We start from the raw sequence: 16,515 nt of genomic DNA on the forward strand, positions 1-16,515 counted from the left end.
TTCTAGCTTCTAGCTTAAAGATGTATTACTTCATCATAAGCAGCTGCAACAGCCTCCATAACAGCTTCACTCATAGTTGGGTGAGGATGCACTGTTTTTAATACTTCGTGTCCTGTCGTTTCAAGTTTACGACCTAAAACGGCTTCAGCGATCATATCTGTTACTCCAGCACCAATCATGTGGCAACCTAGCCATTCACCATATTTAGCATCAAAAATTACTTTCACAAAACCATCTTTTGCACCACTAGCGCTTGCTTTACCAGATGCTGAGAATGGGAATTTGCCAATTTTCACATCTAAACCTTGTGCTTTTGCTTGTTCTTCTGTTAAACCAACTGAAGCAATTTCTGGTGAACAATACGTACAACCTGGAATGTTTCCATAATCTAACGCTTCAACATGTTGTCCAGCAATTTTTTCTACACAAAGAATGCCTTCAGCAGAAGCAACATGTGCAAGAGCTTGTCCTGGAGTTACATCTCCGATAGCATAATAACCAGGAATGTTTGTTTGGTAGTAATCATTAACTAAGATTTTATCTCTATCTACAGCAATACCAACATCTTCTAGCCCTATATTTTCAATATTAGATTTTATACCAACTGCAGATAATAAAATATCTGCTTCTAATACTTCTTCTCCTTTTTTAGTTTTAACCGTAGCTTTAACACCTTTACCAGATGTATCAACCGAAGTCACTTCTGCAGAAGTCATTATTTTAATTCCAGATTTTTTAAAGCTACGTTCCAATTGTTTTGAAACATCATTATCTTCAACAGGAACAATCTTATCCAAATATTCTACAATGGTAACTTCTGTTCCCATAGAGTTGTAGAAATAAGCAAACTCAACACCAATAGCACCTGAGCCTACTACAATCATCTTCTTAGGTTGTTTATCTAAAGTCATGGCCTGTCTATAACCAATTACTTTTTTTCCATCTTGTGGTAAACTAGGCAATTCCCGAGAGCGAGCTCCAGTAGCCACAATTATATGATCAGCAGAATATTCAGTCCCATTAACATCAATTTTCTTTCCGGTTTTAAGTTTTCCGAAACCTTCAATAACGTCAATTTTATTCTTTTTCATTAAGAACTTTACACCATTACTCATTCCGTCAGCAACACCACGACTTCGCTTTACTACAGCATCAAAATCGTGCTCAGCGTCTTTTACCTTTAAGCCATAATCCTCAGCATGTTTAAGATATTCAAAAACCTGAGCGGACTTTAAAAGTGCTTTTGTAGGAATACAACCCCAATTTAAACACACACCTCCAAGGCTTTCTTTCTCTATAACTGCTGTTTTAAAACCTAGTTGAGATGCTCTAATTGCAGTAACATAGCCACCAGGACCACTTCCTAAAACTATAATATCGTATTTACTCATGCGTCAATTTTTTAGTTGAATTTTGAAGCTACGAATTTACAAAACCAAAACGTAATATTAAAGGTCTTCAGCAAAATGTCTTTGCCCTTTGTCTTTTTCTAATTTATCTTTGTTGTAATCTTTTTGATTTTCCTTTTACAATAGATAAAGATTCCTAACCTTTACCTTTTACCAATTTTCCTAAAAACACAATCTGACCGACATGATAAGCAGAGTGCGTCATTTGTCTATTAATGTCTTCAAGCATAGAATCCCAACTCCTATTTCAAGTATTTATTTTTATTCTTCAGAAACAAATTTTAAAGCCACTCCATTTATACAATGACGCTTTCCTGTAGTTTCTTTTGGGCCATCGTTAAACAGATGACCTAGATGCCCTCCACAAGTTGCACAATGTTCTTCGTCTCTACTGTAACCTAAGTTATTGTCTGAGCCATAAGTTACGTTTCCTTCAATTTCTCTGTCAAAACTTGGCCAACCAGTGCCAGAGTCAAATTTATGGTCACTTTTAAACAATGGAGTATCACATGCAGCGCAATGGTAAACCCCTTTTTTATAGTTTTTGTTTAGTGGGCTAGAAAAAGGTCGTTCTGTGCCTGCTTTTCTTAGTACATAATATTGTTTTTCTGTAAGCTGTTCTTTCCATTGTGTTTCGGTTTTTGTCACTGAGAAAGTTTCCTTTTCTTTGGTTTCAATTTTCTGTGCAGAAGTATTGCAACTAAAAAGTAAGCTCAGTAATAGAGCTAATAATGTATGTTTCATAGTTTTCTTTTTTATTTAAAGTTAAGGGTTCTTTTTTAGTTTCATAAATATTTTAAGATTTCTCAAATTTTGAAATTTATATTTCTCAACAAATCAATTATATTTTTGCTTTATTAGGTAAATTTTGGCTAATTCTTGTTAATCATTCATTACAGTTAAATTTAACTTAGTTTATAATCTAGCATTTTAATATTTAATTGTAAATTCAGATTCTAGTTCTAAAAATAAAAGCCATAAGATTAGTCTAAAACTATATTAATAACTTACAGTATTACCCTCAATGAAAGCATTATTTTTTACAAGAGAATTTCCACCTTACGTCTATGGAGGTGCAGGTGTACATGTTGAATATTTAGCAGCTGAACTAGCAAAGTTAATGGAGATAGAGGTTAGAGCTTTTGGTGATCAAGATATTACTAGCAATAGTTTGAGTGTAAAAGGATTTTCGTTTGAAAATCTAGCTTTTGATAATGCTAACGATAAATTAAAGGCCGTTTTTAAAACTTTAAGTACATGCTTAAGCATGAATTCTGATGAGATTAATGCAGATGTTGTGCATTGCCATACTTGGTATTCTCATTTTGCAGGCATTATGGCTAAGTTATGTTATGGTGTTCCTTTAGTTATTACAACACACTCTTTAGAGCCTTTAAGGCCGTGGAAAAGAGAACAGCTAGGAAGAGGTTATGATGCGTCTTCGTGGATTGAAAAAACAGCTATTGAAATGGCAGATGTTCTCATTGCCGTTTCTAAAGAAACAAAAGCAGATGTTTTAAAACATTTTGATGTCGATGAAGGTAAAATTGAAGTGGTCTATAATGGTATTGATTTAAAAGAGTACGCTGTTGTTAATGAAACATCTGTTCTAAAAAAATATGGTATAGATAAAAACAAGCCCTACGTTTTATTCGTAGGAAGAATTACACGTCAAAAAGGCATCATTCATTTAGTGAATGCTATTAAATATATAGATACAGATACGCAAGTTATTCTATGTGCTGGTGCACCAGATACTCCTGAAATTGCAAAGGAAATGGAAGATAGTGTAAAGGAAGCTTCTATGGCTAGAGATAATATTATTTGGATTGATAAAATGCTAGATAAGAAAGATGTTATTCAATTGTATTCCCACGCTAATGTATTTTGTTGTCCGTCAATTTATGAACCTTTTGGAATAATAAATATTGAAGCGATGGCATGCGAAACGGCAGTTGTCGCGAGTGCTGTAGGTGGAATAAAAGAAGTTGTTGTTGAAGGAGAAACTGGAATATTGATTAACTTAGAACAACAAAAATCAGCACCTTTTGAACCTGTAAATCCAGATCAGTTTTCTCGGGATTTAGCTAAAGGAATTAACAAAGTTGTTAATAATAAAGAACTATGTAATGAAATGGCAAAAAAAGGTAGAAAAAGAGTAGAAGAATTTTTCGACTGGAGAGCCATTGCAAAACAAACAGAAGCTATATATAAATCTTTAATAAGATAAGAAATGATAAACAATAAAGTTTTAAGTATCATTTTAGGCGGAGGCCAAGGATCACGATTATACCCACTTACAGAGAACAGATCCAAACCAGCAGTGCCAATTGCTGGGAAATATCGATTAGTAGATATTCCAATTTCAAACTGTATTAATTCAAATATTAAAAGAATGTTTGTTTTAACACAGTTTAATTCTGCATCATTAAACAAGCATATAAAAAACACGTATCACTTCAGTTTTTTTAGTTCAGCGTTTGTAGATGTATTAGCTGCTGAGCAAACTATTCATAGTGGTGAGTGGTTTCAGGGTACAGCAGATGCTGTACGCCAGAGTATGCATCATTTTTTGGCTCACGATTTTGAGTATGCCTTAGTCTTATCGGGTGATCAATTGTATCAAATGGATTTTAATGAAATGATAGATGCACATGAGGTCAGTGGCGCAGAAATATCAATTGCAACCTACCCTGTAGATGCGAAAGATGCTACTTCATTTGGAATACTAAAAACCGATGAAAATAATATCATCAAGTCTTTTATAGAGAAGCCAGAAGCATCATTATTATCAGATTGGACCTCTAACGTTAGTGAAGATATGCAAATTAGCGGAAGAAATTATTTAGCCTCAATGGGTATTTATATATTTAATAAAGACTTATTGGTAAAATTAATGAAAGAACCTGGTACTGTTGATTTTGGTAAAGAAATAATTCCTGGTGCGATAGAAAAACACAAAACGTTAAGTTACCAATACGAAGGCTATTGGACAGATATAGGTAATATAGATTCGTTTTTTGAAGCCAATTTAGGATTAACAGACGAGATTCCTCAATTTAATTTATACGATAATAATCAGCGTATATATACAAATGCAAGAATATTACCAACATCAAAAATTTCTGGAACTTTACTAGATAAAACAGTTATTGCAGATGGTTGTTTAATTCACGCTGCTAAAATTGAACGTTCTGTAATAGGCATTCGTTCAAGAATTGGCGCAGAATCAACGGTCATAAATTGTTATATGATGGGAAATGATTATTACGAATCTTTAGAAGATATACAAGCTAAAAAAATCAATACATTTATGGGTATTGGTGAACGTTGTTTTATTAAGAATGCTATTCTCGATAAAAACTGTAGAATTGGTGACGACGTAAGAATAAATGGAGGAAAACATTTTAAAGACTTAGAAACTGATAGTTACTTTATAAAAGACGGAATAGTGGTTGTAAAGAAGGATGCTTATATTCCATCAGGCACAGTTATATAGAAAAAAAAGTATTTTGTTTCTACTCAAACGATGTAGTTAAGAATTCCGCATTATATTAAACAAAAGTGAAGCTAATTTTATTAGTTTTGCTTCTGTAATACTCAATTATTCAACAAAATGCAAAACCAAAGACGAGTTGTTATTGATGCCGTTAAGCCACAAATTAATAGTGGAGAATTTTTCATAAAACGTATTGTAAATGAAATAGTAAATGTAGATGCTAATGTTCTAGTAGATGGACACGATGTGATCGCTTCTTCTGTTTTATTTAAGCACGAAAAAGCTAAAAAATGGAATGAAGCCAGAATGTACGAAGTCGGTAATGACGAGTGGAAAGCGTCTTTTTCTGTTGAAAAACAAGGTTTTTACAATTATAAAGTACAAGGTTGGGTAGATTATGCACTAAATTGGCAACATGGTATAGAGCGAAAAATAAATGATAACCAACACGTAAAATCAGAATTATTAGAAGGTATAGCTTATTTAAAACCTTTACTAAAAAAAGGAACTAAAGAAGAAAAAGACTATTTAAAGCATTGTATAGATTGCTTTAAAGGTGAAAGCAAATACAAGGAAGCAATTAAAGAAGCTATGAGCTCTAAACTTCACAGTATTTTTGTGAGGTATCCTGAGAAACATTTATCTAACGAATCCAAAGAATTACAAGTTTATGTAGATAGAAAAAAGGCTAGATTTAGTACTTGGTATGAATTTTTTCCACGCTCAGCTTCAAAAATTGAAGGCCAGTATGGTACTTTTATAGATTGTGAGCGTCTGTTACCTAGAATAGAACAAATGGGTTTTGATACTTTGTATTTTCCCCCTGTTCATCCTATTGGAGAAGTTAATCGAAAAGGCAAAAATAATACAACAGAAGCTAAAGAAGGTGATGTAGGTTCTGCATGGGGAATTGGTTCAAAAGATGGTGGACACAAAGACTTACATCCACTATTAGGATCTGTAGAAGATTTTAAACGATTAATTAAAAAAGCAAAAGAGCTCAATATAGAAATAGCAATGGACTACGCATTGCAAGCTGCACCAGACCACCCTTGGGTAGATTCGCATCCAGATTGGTTTAAATGGAGACCAGACGGAACAGTTCAGTATGCTGAGAATCCACCAAAAAAATACCAAGATATACTTCCAATTTATTGGGAAAGTAAAGATTATAAAAATCTTTGGAAAGAGTGTTTAGACACTATGCTTTTTTGGATAGACTGTGGAGTCAATGTGTTTAGAGTAGATAACCCACATACCAAACCTTATTATTTTTGGAACTGGTTGATTGCCCAAGTAAAACAAAAGCATCCAGATGTATTATTCTTAGCTGAAGCATTTACAAGACCAAAAGTAATGCAGCAATTAGCCAAACAAGGCTATACACAATCCTATACCTATTTTACCTGGAGAAATACAAAGCAAGAATTTATAGAATATCTTACCGAATTAACACAGACAGAACAACGCGAGTATATGCAACCCAATTTCTGGCCAAATACACCAGATATTAATCCATATCATTTGCAAGGAGCTAATGAGTCTAAGTATCTTCAGCGTTATGCGCTGGCAGCAACCTTAAGCTCTAGTATAGGGATTTATGGGCCTGTTTTTGAGCAAATGATTGATGATGCTATTCCTGGTAAAGAGGAGTATTATATGTCTGAGAAATTCCAATTATGCCATTACGATTGGTTTAAAGAAGGGAAATTACCACTTCTAATTTCAAAAATTAATGCTATTCGTAATCAAAATGAAGCCCTACAACAAACCAATAATATTAGGTTTTGCAACATAGAAAATGATAACCTATTAGCATTTTATAAATGGAATGACGATAAGACTAATGAGCTCTTAATAATTATTAGTTTAGACCAATATTATGCGCAACAAGGGAGTATTCAATTACCATTAAGTGATTTAAGAATAGACGCTGGTAATCGTCTGCAAGTTGAAGATTTAGTAACTGAAAGTAGTTACAATTGGCATAGCGAATGGAATTTTGTAGAATTGCATCCAACGCTTCCTTTTCATATCTTTAAGATAAATAAATAAGGGATGGCAAAAAAAGAGATAAAAACAACAACGCTTCAACCACTATACAACTTTAATGATAAATGGGAGGAACTTTTAGAAAACAAAGAGTTTATAAAAGTGTTTTTGTCAGACGTGCTAGAAAACTATATTGTTAAGCAACGTTGGTATGGAGGTAAAGCCAGTAAACTTAAATACATAGAATTAGCCGAGTATTTTAGAATCCAGAAAGATGGTGAAGTCTATTATGGTTTAATTTTAGAAGTAAATTTTACAGAAGCCTTCTATCAACATTATTTTTTACCCATAGCTTTTGTTTCTGACGAGAGTTTTGCTCAAGACGATAGAATTTTACCAATAAGCATTCAAAACCAAAAGGGTTTTATTATTGATGCTATTAATTTGGAGGCCTTTAGAAAAGTAGTTTTTGAGCGTATTCTTACCGCATTACCAAAAGATAAAACACGCGTACGTTACCATAAAAGTGTGTTATTTAAGGATTGCCTATATAAATCTTCACGCTATATGGGTATGGAGCAAAGCAATACCTCAATCGTTTATAACGAAAAATACGTGCTTAAATTTTTTAGACGCATCTATGCAGATCGAAATCCCGATTATGAAATGAGTCGATTTCTGTCTGATAAAAAAGATTTCAAAAACATACCTGCGTATTTAGGGAGTATTCAAATAAAAGATAGTGACAATACCAATATTACAATTGGTTTAATGCAAGCAATGGTAGAAAATCAAGGTGATGCATGGGAATATATGCTCTCTGAATTTCATAAAGTATTTTCAAATTTAGAATTAAAAAAAATTGATATATCTAAATTACCTAAGACTGAAGATTTTGGCAGATTAGAAATTAGAGATGTACCAGCACAAATTATTGATTGGGTTGGGTTGAATATCTTTTCTAAAATTCAGACTTTAGCAAAACGAACAGCTGAAATGCATATCGCTCTTGGTAGTGAGTTCGAAGATACAGCTTTTACACCCTCACATTTTAACGGAGATTATGAAGTTTGGTTAAAGAATAGACTCTTGTATCAATTTCAAAATAGATTGAATACGGTTGAAAATAGCTTGTATAAGCTCGATGGCTTAGCATTAGAATTAGCAAATGAATTTTTAGAAAAAAAGAACATTATTCGTAAGCGTTTTGTAGATTTTGATTGGACAAAACTAAAAGGAGAACGTATTCGTGTGCATGGAGATTATCACTTGGGTCAAGTTCTGGTTAAGGATGATGATTTTTACATTTTAGATTTCGAAGGCGAGCCAGAAAGCACCATTAGAGATAGAAAGGTAAAGCAGCCACCATTAAAGGATATAGCAGGTTTGTTTCGTTCATTTCATTATGCAATTTATGCAACAATATTCAATAATATACAATCATACAAACAAGAACAAGAGTCGCTTTTTGAAGCTGGTGAAATTCTATATCAGTATTTGAAAAGTGTTTTTTTAGGCACTTATATAGTTAAGATTCAAGAAGCAAATCTTAATATAGGTTATAACCAAGAGCGGGTTTTTTTATTAAAATATGCAATGCTCGAAAAAGCAGTTTACGAATTAGGCTATGAGCTTAACTCACGTCCGAAATGGGCAGTGATTCCATTAAAAGGAATTTCGAACATTATTAACAACTAATTTATGGCAAAAGTAATTGCTCACAGTCTTTTTACAGATTTCGATATTAATCTTTTTAAAGGAGGAAAACATTATCGTTTATACGAAAAATTTGGATCACACATCACTACAGTAGATGGAGAAGAAGGTGTTTATTTTGCAGTTTGGGCTCCAAATGCTAAAATGGTATCTGTCATTGGAGATTTTAATTTTTGGGTTGAAGGAGAGCACAAACTAAATGTACGTTGGGATTCTAGTGGAATCTGGGAGGGATTTGTTCCTGGAGCAGGAAAAGGTAGTAAATACAAATACAAGATTCAGAGTAATTATAACGATATTAAAACGGAGAAGGCAGATCCTTATGCTAGACGTTCAGAACACAATCCTAAAACAGCTTCTATCGTTTGGGATGAGCCATACACTTGGAAGGATAACAAATGGATGAAAAAGCGTAAAAAACACAATGCTTTAGACGCACCATATTCTGTTTACGAAGTGCATTTAGGATCTTGGAAAAAACAAATAGAAGAGGAGAGATTTATGTCTTATATAGAAATGGCTGATGAATTAGTCAAATATGTAAAAGACATGAATTTTACTCATGTAGAGTTAATGCCAGTAATGGAGTTTCCTTATGATCCTTCTTGGGGCTACCAAGTTACAGGCTATTTTGCACCAACATCACGTTTTGGTTTCCCCGAAGAATTTAAACTATTAGTAGATAAATTTCACCAGAACGATATTGGAATTATTTTGGATTGGGTGCCGTCACATTTTCCAGAAGATGCACATGGACTTGGCTTCTTTGATGGTACAGCACTATATGAGCATCCAGATCCTAAAAAAGGCTATCATAACGACTGGAAGAGTTTGATTTTTAATTATGGACGTAACGAAGTAAAATCATTTTTAATTAGTAATGCTATATTTTGGCTAGACCAATACCACGCAGATGGTTTGCGTGTTGATGCTGTTGCATCGATGTTATTCTTAGATTATAGTAGAGAAGATGGCGAATGGGAGCCAAATATGTTTGGAGGACGAGAAAACCTAGAAGCCATGTCGTTTTTAAGAGAAATGAATGAGGCTGTATATTCATCATTTCCAGATGTGCAAACTATTGCTGAAGAATCCACAGCATTTCCAATGGTATCTAAGCCAACATTTATGGGAGGTTTAGGGTTTGGCATGAAATGGATGATGGGTTGGATGCACGATACTTTACAGTATTTTGCTAAAGAACCAATTTATAGAAAGCACCATCAGAAAGATTTAACCTTCTCAATGACCTATGCGTTTACAGAGAATTTTATGTTGCCTTTGAGCCATGATGAAGTGGTTTATGGTAAAAAATCTATTTTAGGAAGAATGCCTGGTGATGAGTGGCAACGCTTTGCAAATTTAAGATTATTGTATAGTTATATGTTTACACATCCTGGTACAAATCTTTTGTTTCAAGGAGCAGAATTTGGACAAAGTAGTGAGTGGAATTTTGAAAAAAGTCTTGATTGGCATTTGTTAGAATACAATCCTCATAAAGGAGTACAAACATACATTAAAGATTTAAACGCTTTATACAAAAAAGAACCAGCCTTGCACGAAAAGCAATTTTCAGCAGAAGGATTTGAGTGGATTGATTATAATGATTCTGAGAATTCAGTATTTACATATATCAGAAAAGGGAATAACACGGAAGACGATTTAATTATTGCCTGTAATATGACACCAATTCCTAAAGAAAGCTACAAATTGGGTATGCCTAGAAAAGGCAAACTCAATGAAGTTTTTAATAGTGATTTAAAGAAATACTTTGGTAGTGGACAATACAATAACAAAATGAAAACTACAAAAGCAGACGCTTGGCATTTTAGAGATTACTCCATTGAAGTAGATATTCCGCCTCTGGGAATGGTGGCTTTTAAATATTCGAAATAATAATTTATAAGTTTAGAATAATAGACCCTTCAAGTTTTTAAAGCCTAAAGAGTCTTTTTGTTTTCACTAATTACGCAATATATTTTTATTAAAATATTTCATAAAAACTAACATTATATCAAAATCTCTGACCGAAAACGTTATAGTTAACAATTCCATATAAATACTAAGTTCAAGGCTTTCAATAGTTCTAATTTTTCCGTTTTTTTACAACTCATTTACAAATGAAATTAACCTATGATTGTAAATACAGAATTAGAAAATAAAGGGAATTTGTTTCCTGCAAAAATAATAGATTTTAAAAAGGATATTGACACTTTGTACTTTTCAACGGATAATGATGTTATACTTCAGTTAACCGTTGTAAGAGACAGTCTTCTACGTTTTAGATATACTACAGTTGGTAATTTTGATAATGATTTTTCTTATGCAATAACAAAATATGCTAGTATCGGCTATAATAAACTAGAAATTGTAGAAAGAAAAGACCGTTATGAAGTAATTACGTCTAAGTTGCGTTGCGAAATTTCTAAAGAGAACCTTAAAGTGTCTATTTACGATGCTAAAGACGGATCACTTATTAACCAAGATGAAGGAGGGTTTCATTGGGAAGAAAGTTATGAGCATGGTGGTAACATTGTGAAAATGAGCAAAGTGTCCAATGATGGTGAGAGTTATTATGGACTAGGAGATAAACCAAATCATCTTAACTTAAAAGGGAAGCGTTATGATAATTGGGTGACCGATTCTTATGCCTACGGAAAAGATACAGATCCAATTTATAAAGCTATTCCATTTTACACAGGTTTACACCATGGTAAGGCTTATGGAATTTTCTTTGATAATACGTTTAGATCTTCTTTTGATTTTGCACAAGAGCGCAGAAATGTTACAAGTTTCTGGTCACAAGGAGGTGAGATGAATTATTACTTTTTCTACGGTCCCAAAATGAATGATGTTGTAGAGAGTTATACAGATTTAACAGGAAAACCTCACCATTTACCACCACTTTGGGCATTAGGATTTCATCAATGTAAATGGAGTTATTATCCAGAGAGTAAAGTAAAAGAAATTACTTCAACCTTTAGAAGACTTAAAATCCCATGTGACGCTATTTATTTAGATATTGATTATATGGACGGATTCCGATGTTTTACATGGAACAAAACCTATTTTCCTAATCCAAAACGAATGGTTAAAGAGCTATTAGATGATGGATTTAAAACCGTTGCTATTATTGATCCAGGTATTAAAATTGATAAAGATTATTCAGTTTTTAAAGAAGGCTTAGAAAAAGATTATTTCTGTAAACGTGCAGATGGAGCCTATATGAAAGGTAAGGTTTGGCCAGGTGAATGTTATTTCCCAGATTTTACAAATCCTGAAGTTAGAGATTGGTGGTCTAGTTTGTTTAAAGAACTAATTGAAGATATAGGTGTTAAAGGTGTTTGGAATGACATGAATGAGCCAGCGGTAATGGAAGTGCCAAATAAAACATTTCCAGATGATGTAAGACATGATTATGATGGCAATCCTTGTAGTCACAGAAAGGCACACAATATCTATGGTATGCAAATGGCAAGAGCAACATACCAAGGCTTAAAAAAATACGCCTATCCAAAGCGACCATTTGTTATTACACGGTCTGCATACTCAGGTACACAACGTTATACATCAACTTGGACAGGTGATAATGTTGCAACTTGGGAGCATTTGTGGATTGCAAATATACAAGCGCAACGTATGGCTATGTCTGGTTTTTCTTTTGCTGGGAGTGATATCGGAGGTTTTGCAGAACAGCCACAAGGAGAGTTATTTACACGTTGGGTGCAACTAGGTGTTTTTCACCCATTTTTTAGAGTACATTCTTCCGGTGATCATGGAGACCAAGAACCTTGGGCTTTCGATGAAGATGTAACTGACATAGTAAGAAAGTTTATAGAAATCCGTTACCAACTTTTACCATATTTATATACCGCATTTTGGAACTATGTAGATCATGGAACTCCTCTTTTAAAATCCTTGGTATTATACGATCAAGAAGATGTGCAAACGCATTATAGAACAGACGAGTTTATTTTTGGAGAGCAAATATTAGCTTGTCCTATTTTAGAACCGAATGCTAAAGGACGAAGAATGTATATTCCTAAAGGAAATTGGTACAATTTTTGGACAGATAAGATCGTTAATGGAGGAAAAGAAATGTGGGCTGATGCAGATATAGACAGTATGCCAATTTTTGTAAAAGAAGGTGCAATTGTACCTAAATATCCAATTCAGCAATATGTAGGAGAGAAAGAAATAAAGGAAATTATTCTTGATGTTTACTACAAAAAGGGTAAAGAGAAGAGTGAATTATTTAGTGATGCAAATGATGGTTTCGATTATACAAAAGGACGTTTTAGTTTAAGAACATTCCATTTAACAGGTAGAACTAATGAGTTAATTATTAACCAACATAAGGAAGGTAAATTTATTACTCCTTACGATACTTTCAAGGTTCAAATTCATGGTTTACCATTTGAAATTGTTGAAATTCAGTTAGATAACGAGATCATATCTTTAAAACAATTAAAGTCTAATGGAACATGTTCTTTTGTTATTGATAAAAATTTCTCAGAGCTTCATATCATTGGTCAATAGTGAAGTGACTATTTCAAAAATCAGGTGTCTAATTGTATGAATTGATTTTTGTATTTTAGTAATTATAATAAACCATTAGCTATGAAATTAAAAAAAATAATATTAAATATTGGGATTGTTATCTTAATCTTGTCTTGTGCAACAAATCCATTTACAGGAAAAAAAACGTTAGCTTTTGTAGGTAACGATCAGTTATTTCCTTCTGCTTTTGCACAATACAATCAGGTTTTATCTGAGAATAAAATCATTACAGGTACTAAAGATGCTGAGATGATAAAGCGAGTAGGTCAGCGTATTGCTGTTGCATCCGAGCGCTATTTAACTGCTAACGGTTTTCAGGGTTATCTTGACGATTATAAGTGGGAATACAGTTTAATAGAATCTGACCAGGTAAATGCTTGGGCTATGCCTGGTGGTAAAGTAGCTTTTTATACTGGTATTCTTCCTATTGCTCAGAACGAGACAGGTGTTGCCGCAATTATGGGACATGAAGTAGCACATGCTTTGGCAAACCATGGGCAACAACGTATGAGTGCTGCTTATATTCAACAAGGTTTGGCTGTTGCAGGTAACATTGCTTTATCTAAAGATCAACAAGCTCTAGGCATATTTAATCAGTCTTATGGCATCGTATCAAATGTAGCGGGAACGCTTCCTTTTAGCAGAGGACACGAAACCGAAGCCGATAAAATAGGAATCTATTTAATGGCAATTGCAGGATACAACCCAGAAGAAGCCTCAGTATTATGGCAACGTATGAAAGCGAATAGTGGAGGACAAGCACCACCAGAGTTTTTAAGCACGCATCCAAGTAATGATTCAAGAATTCAAAATTTGAAGGCATTAGCTCCAAAAGCTAAGGCTGAAGCAAAGAAATATGGTATAACATCATTTAGACCTATAAATTAATACCTATTATAAATATTTGATTACTTTAGAAGCTGCTCATAAAGGGCAGTTTTTTTATTTCAAATATTATGAGTGAACTTAAAAAGGGAAGTAAAAAACTTCTTAATGCTTGGGCGTTTTATGATTGGGCAAATTCTGTTTATACTTTAACAATTGCTTCGTCAATATTTCCCATATTTTATTCGGCACTATTTATAGGGCAAGTTGAGAAAACAGTATCTGCATTTGGTATGGTTTTTAAAAGTACGGCACTGATTACTTATGTAACAGCTTTTACATTTTTAGTTGTTGCTTTTACATCACCAATTCTTTCTGGTGTAGCAGACTATGTCGGTAACAAGAAGAATTTTATGAAGTTCTTTTGTTATGTTGGTGGCTTAGGTTGTATAGGATTGTATTGGTTTAGTATTGAACATATCCATTTAAGTCTTTTATTTTATTTTATGGGCTTAATAGGTTATTGGGGAAGTTTAGTGTTTTATAATTCATACTTGCCAGACATAGCTCATCCAGAACAACAAGATAGCATTAGTGCTAAAGGATTCAGCATGGGTTATCTAGGAAGTGTACTTTTACTACTTGTTAATTTAGCGATGGTAATGAAGCCAGATTGGTTTGGTTTTCACACTAGTATTTCTCAAACTATTACAGAAACTGGTACTGAGTTTGAAATTGCTGAAGCAATGAAAGATGCTAAAAACAATGCTTCATTCGAAGCTATGAGAATTTCCTTTATTACTGTGGGTTTATGGTGGATACTGTTTAGTCAATACACATTTTATGTACTTCCAAAAGGATCTTCAAAAGGTCATAAAGTTACAAAATCTGTAGTGTTTAATGGTTTAAAGGAATTGAATCAAGTTTGGGTTCAGTTAAAGCAAAATTTAAGATTAAAACGATATTTAGCTGCGTTTTTTGTGTTTAGCATGGCAGTACAAACTATTATGCTAGTTGCTGTATATTTTGGAGAAGAAGAAATAGCTTGGGGAAGTTCTGAGGCGAAAACACAAGGTTTAATCGTTAGCATTTTAGTAATTCAGTTAGTTGCTATTTTAGGTGCCTTTTTAACATCGAGAGCATCCTCAAAATTTGGAAATATAAATACGCTTATTGTTATTAATTTTGTATGGATGGGATTATGTTTCTATGCCTATTATATGGAGACACCAATGCAGTTTTATATAGCTGCTTCTCTTGTAGGTTTAGTAATGGGAGGTGTACAATCTTTAGCACGATCTACTTATTCTAAATTTTTGCCAGAAACGGAAGACACAACATCTTATTTTAGTTTTTATGATGTCGCAGAAAAAATTGGTATTGTAATTGGTATGGTGATTTTTGCAACGATAGATCAAGTTACAGGTAGCATGCGTAATGCTATTTTGTTTCTTGTCGTATTTTTTATTGCTGGTATTGTTCTGCTTTTTAGAGTACCTAGGTTAAATGATTAGCATAAACGAAAAGTTGATTTTTTGCCTTTTACAAAATGGAAGAAGATTAAAAATCTAATGCTTTTAACATTAGCATTGTTAATAATATCTACCTGTTTAAACAAGGATATTTGTCATAGGGATTTTAAAGAAAGTTTACATTTTTTAAAAGGATATGTGGCTGATAACACCACAACATTTTATACTCCTGAGATTGAAAAGAATATAAAATTTTTAGAACCTATATCAGGCATTTTTATTGGAGACCAAGGAGGTGCTCTTAGCAAATCGATTGTGACTGAGAAGGATATTCCTCATTAAGAAAACTGGTTAAAAAGGGAATGTGGTAAAGATATAAATTAATAGAAGGCTTTACTTTAAAACGAAAAAGTAAGACATAAAAAGGACAAGCAAACGCTCATCCTTTTCATTTTTGGTTGATTATAAAACATTAGTTGCTCACACTACCAGAACCTGTTATCTTTGTGTCTTTATTTGTTGGTTTGCCTGAGTATTTTACATCTCCAGAACCTGTTATTCTAACTTTAAGCTCACCATTGCTTACCACATTGGCAGAACCAGAACCTGTAATTTTTGCTGTTACGTTAGTGCTTTTTAAATGACTTCCGTCAAAATCACCAGAACCTGCAATTTTAGTTGTTAAGTTTTTTGTAGAGCCAATCAGTTTTATATCTCCAGAGCCAGCTATACTGCTTTCTAAAGATTGAGATGCCGCATTTAGTTTAATATCTCCAGATCCAGCTAAGGCAACTTTAAATTTGTCTGCCTTAATAATACCACTATTTTCTATATCGCCTGAACCAGCTAATGAAACAGAACTTATAGATTTGTAAGGTACTGTAATCTCTATATTTTGACTTGGTTTTAAATTATAACCATCTTTTACCTTTACAATAAGTTTATCCCCTTTTACTTCAATAATAATGTATTCCATAAGGTTAGAATCTCCTTTGATAGAAATTTCACCTTCTGTTCCTTGAACTAATTTAAAGTCCATTGG

Annotated in this window: 13 protein-coding genes; 9 read left to right on the plus strand and 4 right to left on the minus strand. The window is 33.3% G+C overall.

The window, feature by feature from the left end:
• Positions 1 to 14: 14 nt before the first annotated feature.
• The 3 genes from lpdA to msrB all read right to left on the minus strand — a co-directional run bounded on the left by lpdA (position 15) and on the right by msrB (position 2,153).
• Entirely contained in the window at positions 15 to 1,391 is a 1,377-nt protein-coding gene (gene lpdA, locus AAC053_RS10940) for a dihydrolipoyl dehydrogenase (RefSeq protein ID WP_339756320.1), read from the minus strand.
• 154 nt (positions 1,392 to 1,545) lie between these two features.
• Positions 1,546 to 1,638 (minus strand): DUF1572 family protein, encoded by a 93-nt coding sequence (locus AAC053_RS10945; RefSeq protein WP_339756323.1) that lies wholly within the window; start codon positions 1,636 to 1,638, stop codon positions 1,546 to 1,548.
• A 32-nt stretch (positions 1,639 to 1,670) separates the two neighbouring features.
• Complete coding sequence (gene msrB / locus AAC053_RS10950; protein WP_339756325.1) at positions 1,671 to 2,153, minus strand: peptide-methionine (R)-S-oxide reductase MsrB; 483 nt, start codon at positions 2,151 to 2,153, stop codon at positions 1,671 to 1,673.
• 280 nt (positions 2,154 to 2,433) lie between these two features.
• Here msrB and glgA point away from each other — a divergent pair, with 280 nt between their 5' ends.
• The 9 genes from glgA (at position 2,434) to AAC053_RS10995 (ending at position 15,815) form a co-directional block, all read left to right on the plus strand.
• On the plus strand, positions 2,434 to 3,639 hold the full coding sequence (gene glgA, locus AAC053_RS10955; protein ID WP_339756327.1) for a glycogen synthase: 1,206 nt from the start codon (positions 2,434 to 2,436) through the stop codon (positions 3,637 to 3,639).
• A gap of 3 nt (positions 3,640 to 3,642) precedes the next feature.
• Complete coding sequence (locus AAC053_RS10960; protein ID WP_339756331.1) at positions 3,643 to 4,908, plus strand: glucose-1-phosphate adenylyltransferase; 1,266 nt, start codon at positions 3,643 to 3,645, stop codon at positions 4,906 to 4,908.
• 117 nt (positions 4,909 to 5,025) lie between these two features.
• Positions 5,026 to 6,963, plus strand: coding sequence for an alpha-1,4-glucan--maltose-1-phosphate maltosyltransferase (locus AAC053_RS10965; protein WP_339756333.1), 1,938 nt, complete (start codon positions 5,026 to 5,028; stop codon positions 6,961 to 6,963).
• Positions 6,964 to 6,966: 3 nt separating this feature from the next.
• Positions 6,967 to 8,598 carry a trehalose synthase gene (locus AAC053_RS10970; RefSeq protein ID WP_339756336.1) on the plus strand — a complete coding sequence of 544 codons (1,632 nt, stop codon included), beginning with the start codon at positions 6,967 to 6,969 and terminating at the stop codon, positions 8,596 to 8,598.
• A gap of 3 nt (positions 8,599 to 8,601) precedes the next feature.
• Positions 8,602 to 10,512, plus strand: coding sequence for a 1,4-alpha-glucan branching protein GlgB (gene glgB / locus AAC053_RS10975; protein WP_339756339.1), 1,911 nt, complete (start codon positions 8,602 to 8,604; stop codon positions 10,510 to 10,512).
• A gap of 237 nt (positions 10,513 to 10,749) precedes the next feature.
• On the plus strand, positions 10,750 to 13,155 hold the full coding sequence (locus tag AAC053_RS10980) for a TIM-barrel domain-containing protein (RefSeq protein WP_339756341.1): 2,406 nt from the start codon (positions 10,750 to 10,752) through the stop codon (positions 13,153 to 13,155).
• 81 nt (positions 13,156 to 13,236) lie between these two features.
• Complete coding sequence (locus AAC053_RS10985) at positions 13,237 to 14,064, plus strand: M48 family metallopeptidase (protein WP_339756344.1); 828 nt, start codon at positions 13,237 to 13,239, stop codon at positions 14,062 to 14,064.
• Between the two features lie 68 nt (positions 14,065 to 14,132).
• A complete protein-coding gene (locus tag AAC053_RS10990; RefSeq protein ID WP_339756347.1) occupies positions 14,133 to 15,515 on the plus strand; it encodes an MFS transporter in 1,383 nt (460 codons plus the stop codon).
• A gap of 57 nt (positions 15,516 to 15,572) precedes the next feature.
• Complete coding sequence (locus AAC053_RS10995) at positions 15,573 to 15,815, plus strand: hypothetical protein (RefSeq protein ID WP_339756349.1); 243 nt, start codon at positions 15,573 to 15,575, stop codon at positions 15,813 to 15,815.
• Between the two features lie 130 nt (positions 15,816 to 15,945).
• Here AAC053_RS10995 and AAC053_RS11000 read toward each other — a convergent pair.
• The coding region (locus AAC053_RS11000; RefSeq protein WP_339756352.1) for a head GIN domain-containing protein at positions 15,946 to 16,515 on the minus strand (570 nt) is incomplete at its 5' end.

The organism is uncultured Winogradskyella sp. (assembly GCF_963975125.1).
Classification (GTDB): Bacteria; Bacteroidota; Bacteroidia; order Flavobacteriales; family Flavobacteriaceae; genus Winogradskyella.

Excerpts from the sequence above, each read along its gene's own strand:
- lpdA (WP_339756320.1), bottom strand. The coding sequence starts at position 1,391 with ATGAGTAAATACGATATTATAGTTTTAGGAAGTGGTCCTGGTGGCTAT.
- AAC053_RS10945 (WP_339756323.1), bottom strand. The coding sequence starts at position 1,638 with ATGCTTGAAGACATTAATAGACAAATGACGCACTCTGCTTATCATGTC.
- msrB (WP_339756325.1), bottom strand. The coding sequence starts at position 2,153 with ATGAAACATACATTATTAGCTCTATTACTGAGCTTACTTTTTAGTTGC.
- glgA (WP_339756327.1), top strand. The coding sequence starts at position 2,434 with ATGAAAGCATTATTTTTTACAAGAGAATTTCCACCTTACGTCTATGGA.
- AAC053_RS10960 (WP_339756331.1), top strand. The coding sequence starts at position 3,643 with ATGATAAACAATAAAGTTTTAAGTATCATTTTAGGCGGAGGCCAAGGA.
- AAC053_RS10965 (WP_339756333.1), top strand. The coding sequence starts at position 5,026 with ATGCAAAACCAAAGACGAGTTGTTATTGATGCCGTTAAGCCACAAATT.
- AAC053_RS10970 (WP_339756336.1), top strand. The coding sequence starts at position 6,967 with ATGGCAAAAAAAGAGATAAAAACAACAACGCTTCAACCACTATACAAC.
- glgB (WP_339756339.1), top strand. The coding sequence starts at position 8,602 with ATGGCAAAAGTAATTGCTCACAGTCTTTTTACAGATTTCGATATTAAT.
- AAC053_RS10980 (WP_339756341.1), top strand. The coding sequence starts at position 10,750 with ATGATTGTAAATACAGAATTAGAAAATAAAGGGAATTTGTTTCCTGCA.
- AAC053_RS10985 (WP_339756344.1), top strand. The coding sequence starts at position 13,237 with ATGAAATTAAAAAAAATAATATTAAATATTGGGATTGTTATCTTAATC.
- AAC053_RS10990 (WP_339756347.1), top strand. The coding sequence starts at position 14,133 with ATGAGTGAACTTAAAAAGGGAAGTAAAAAACTTCTTAATGCTTGGGCG.
- AAC053_RS10995 (WP_339756349.1), top strand. The coding sequence starts at position 15,573 with ATGCTTTTAACATTAGCATTGTTAATAATATCTACCTGTTTAAACAAG.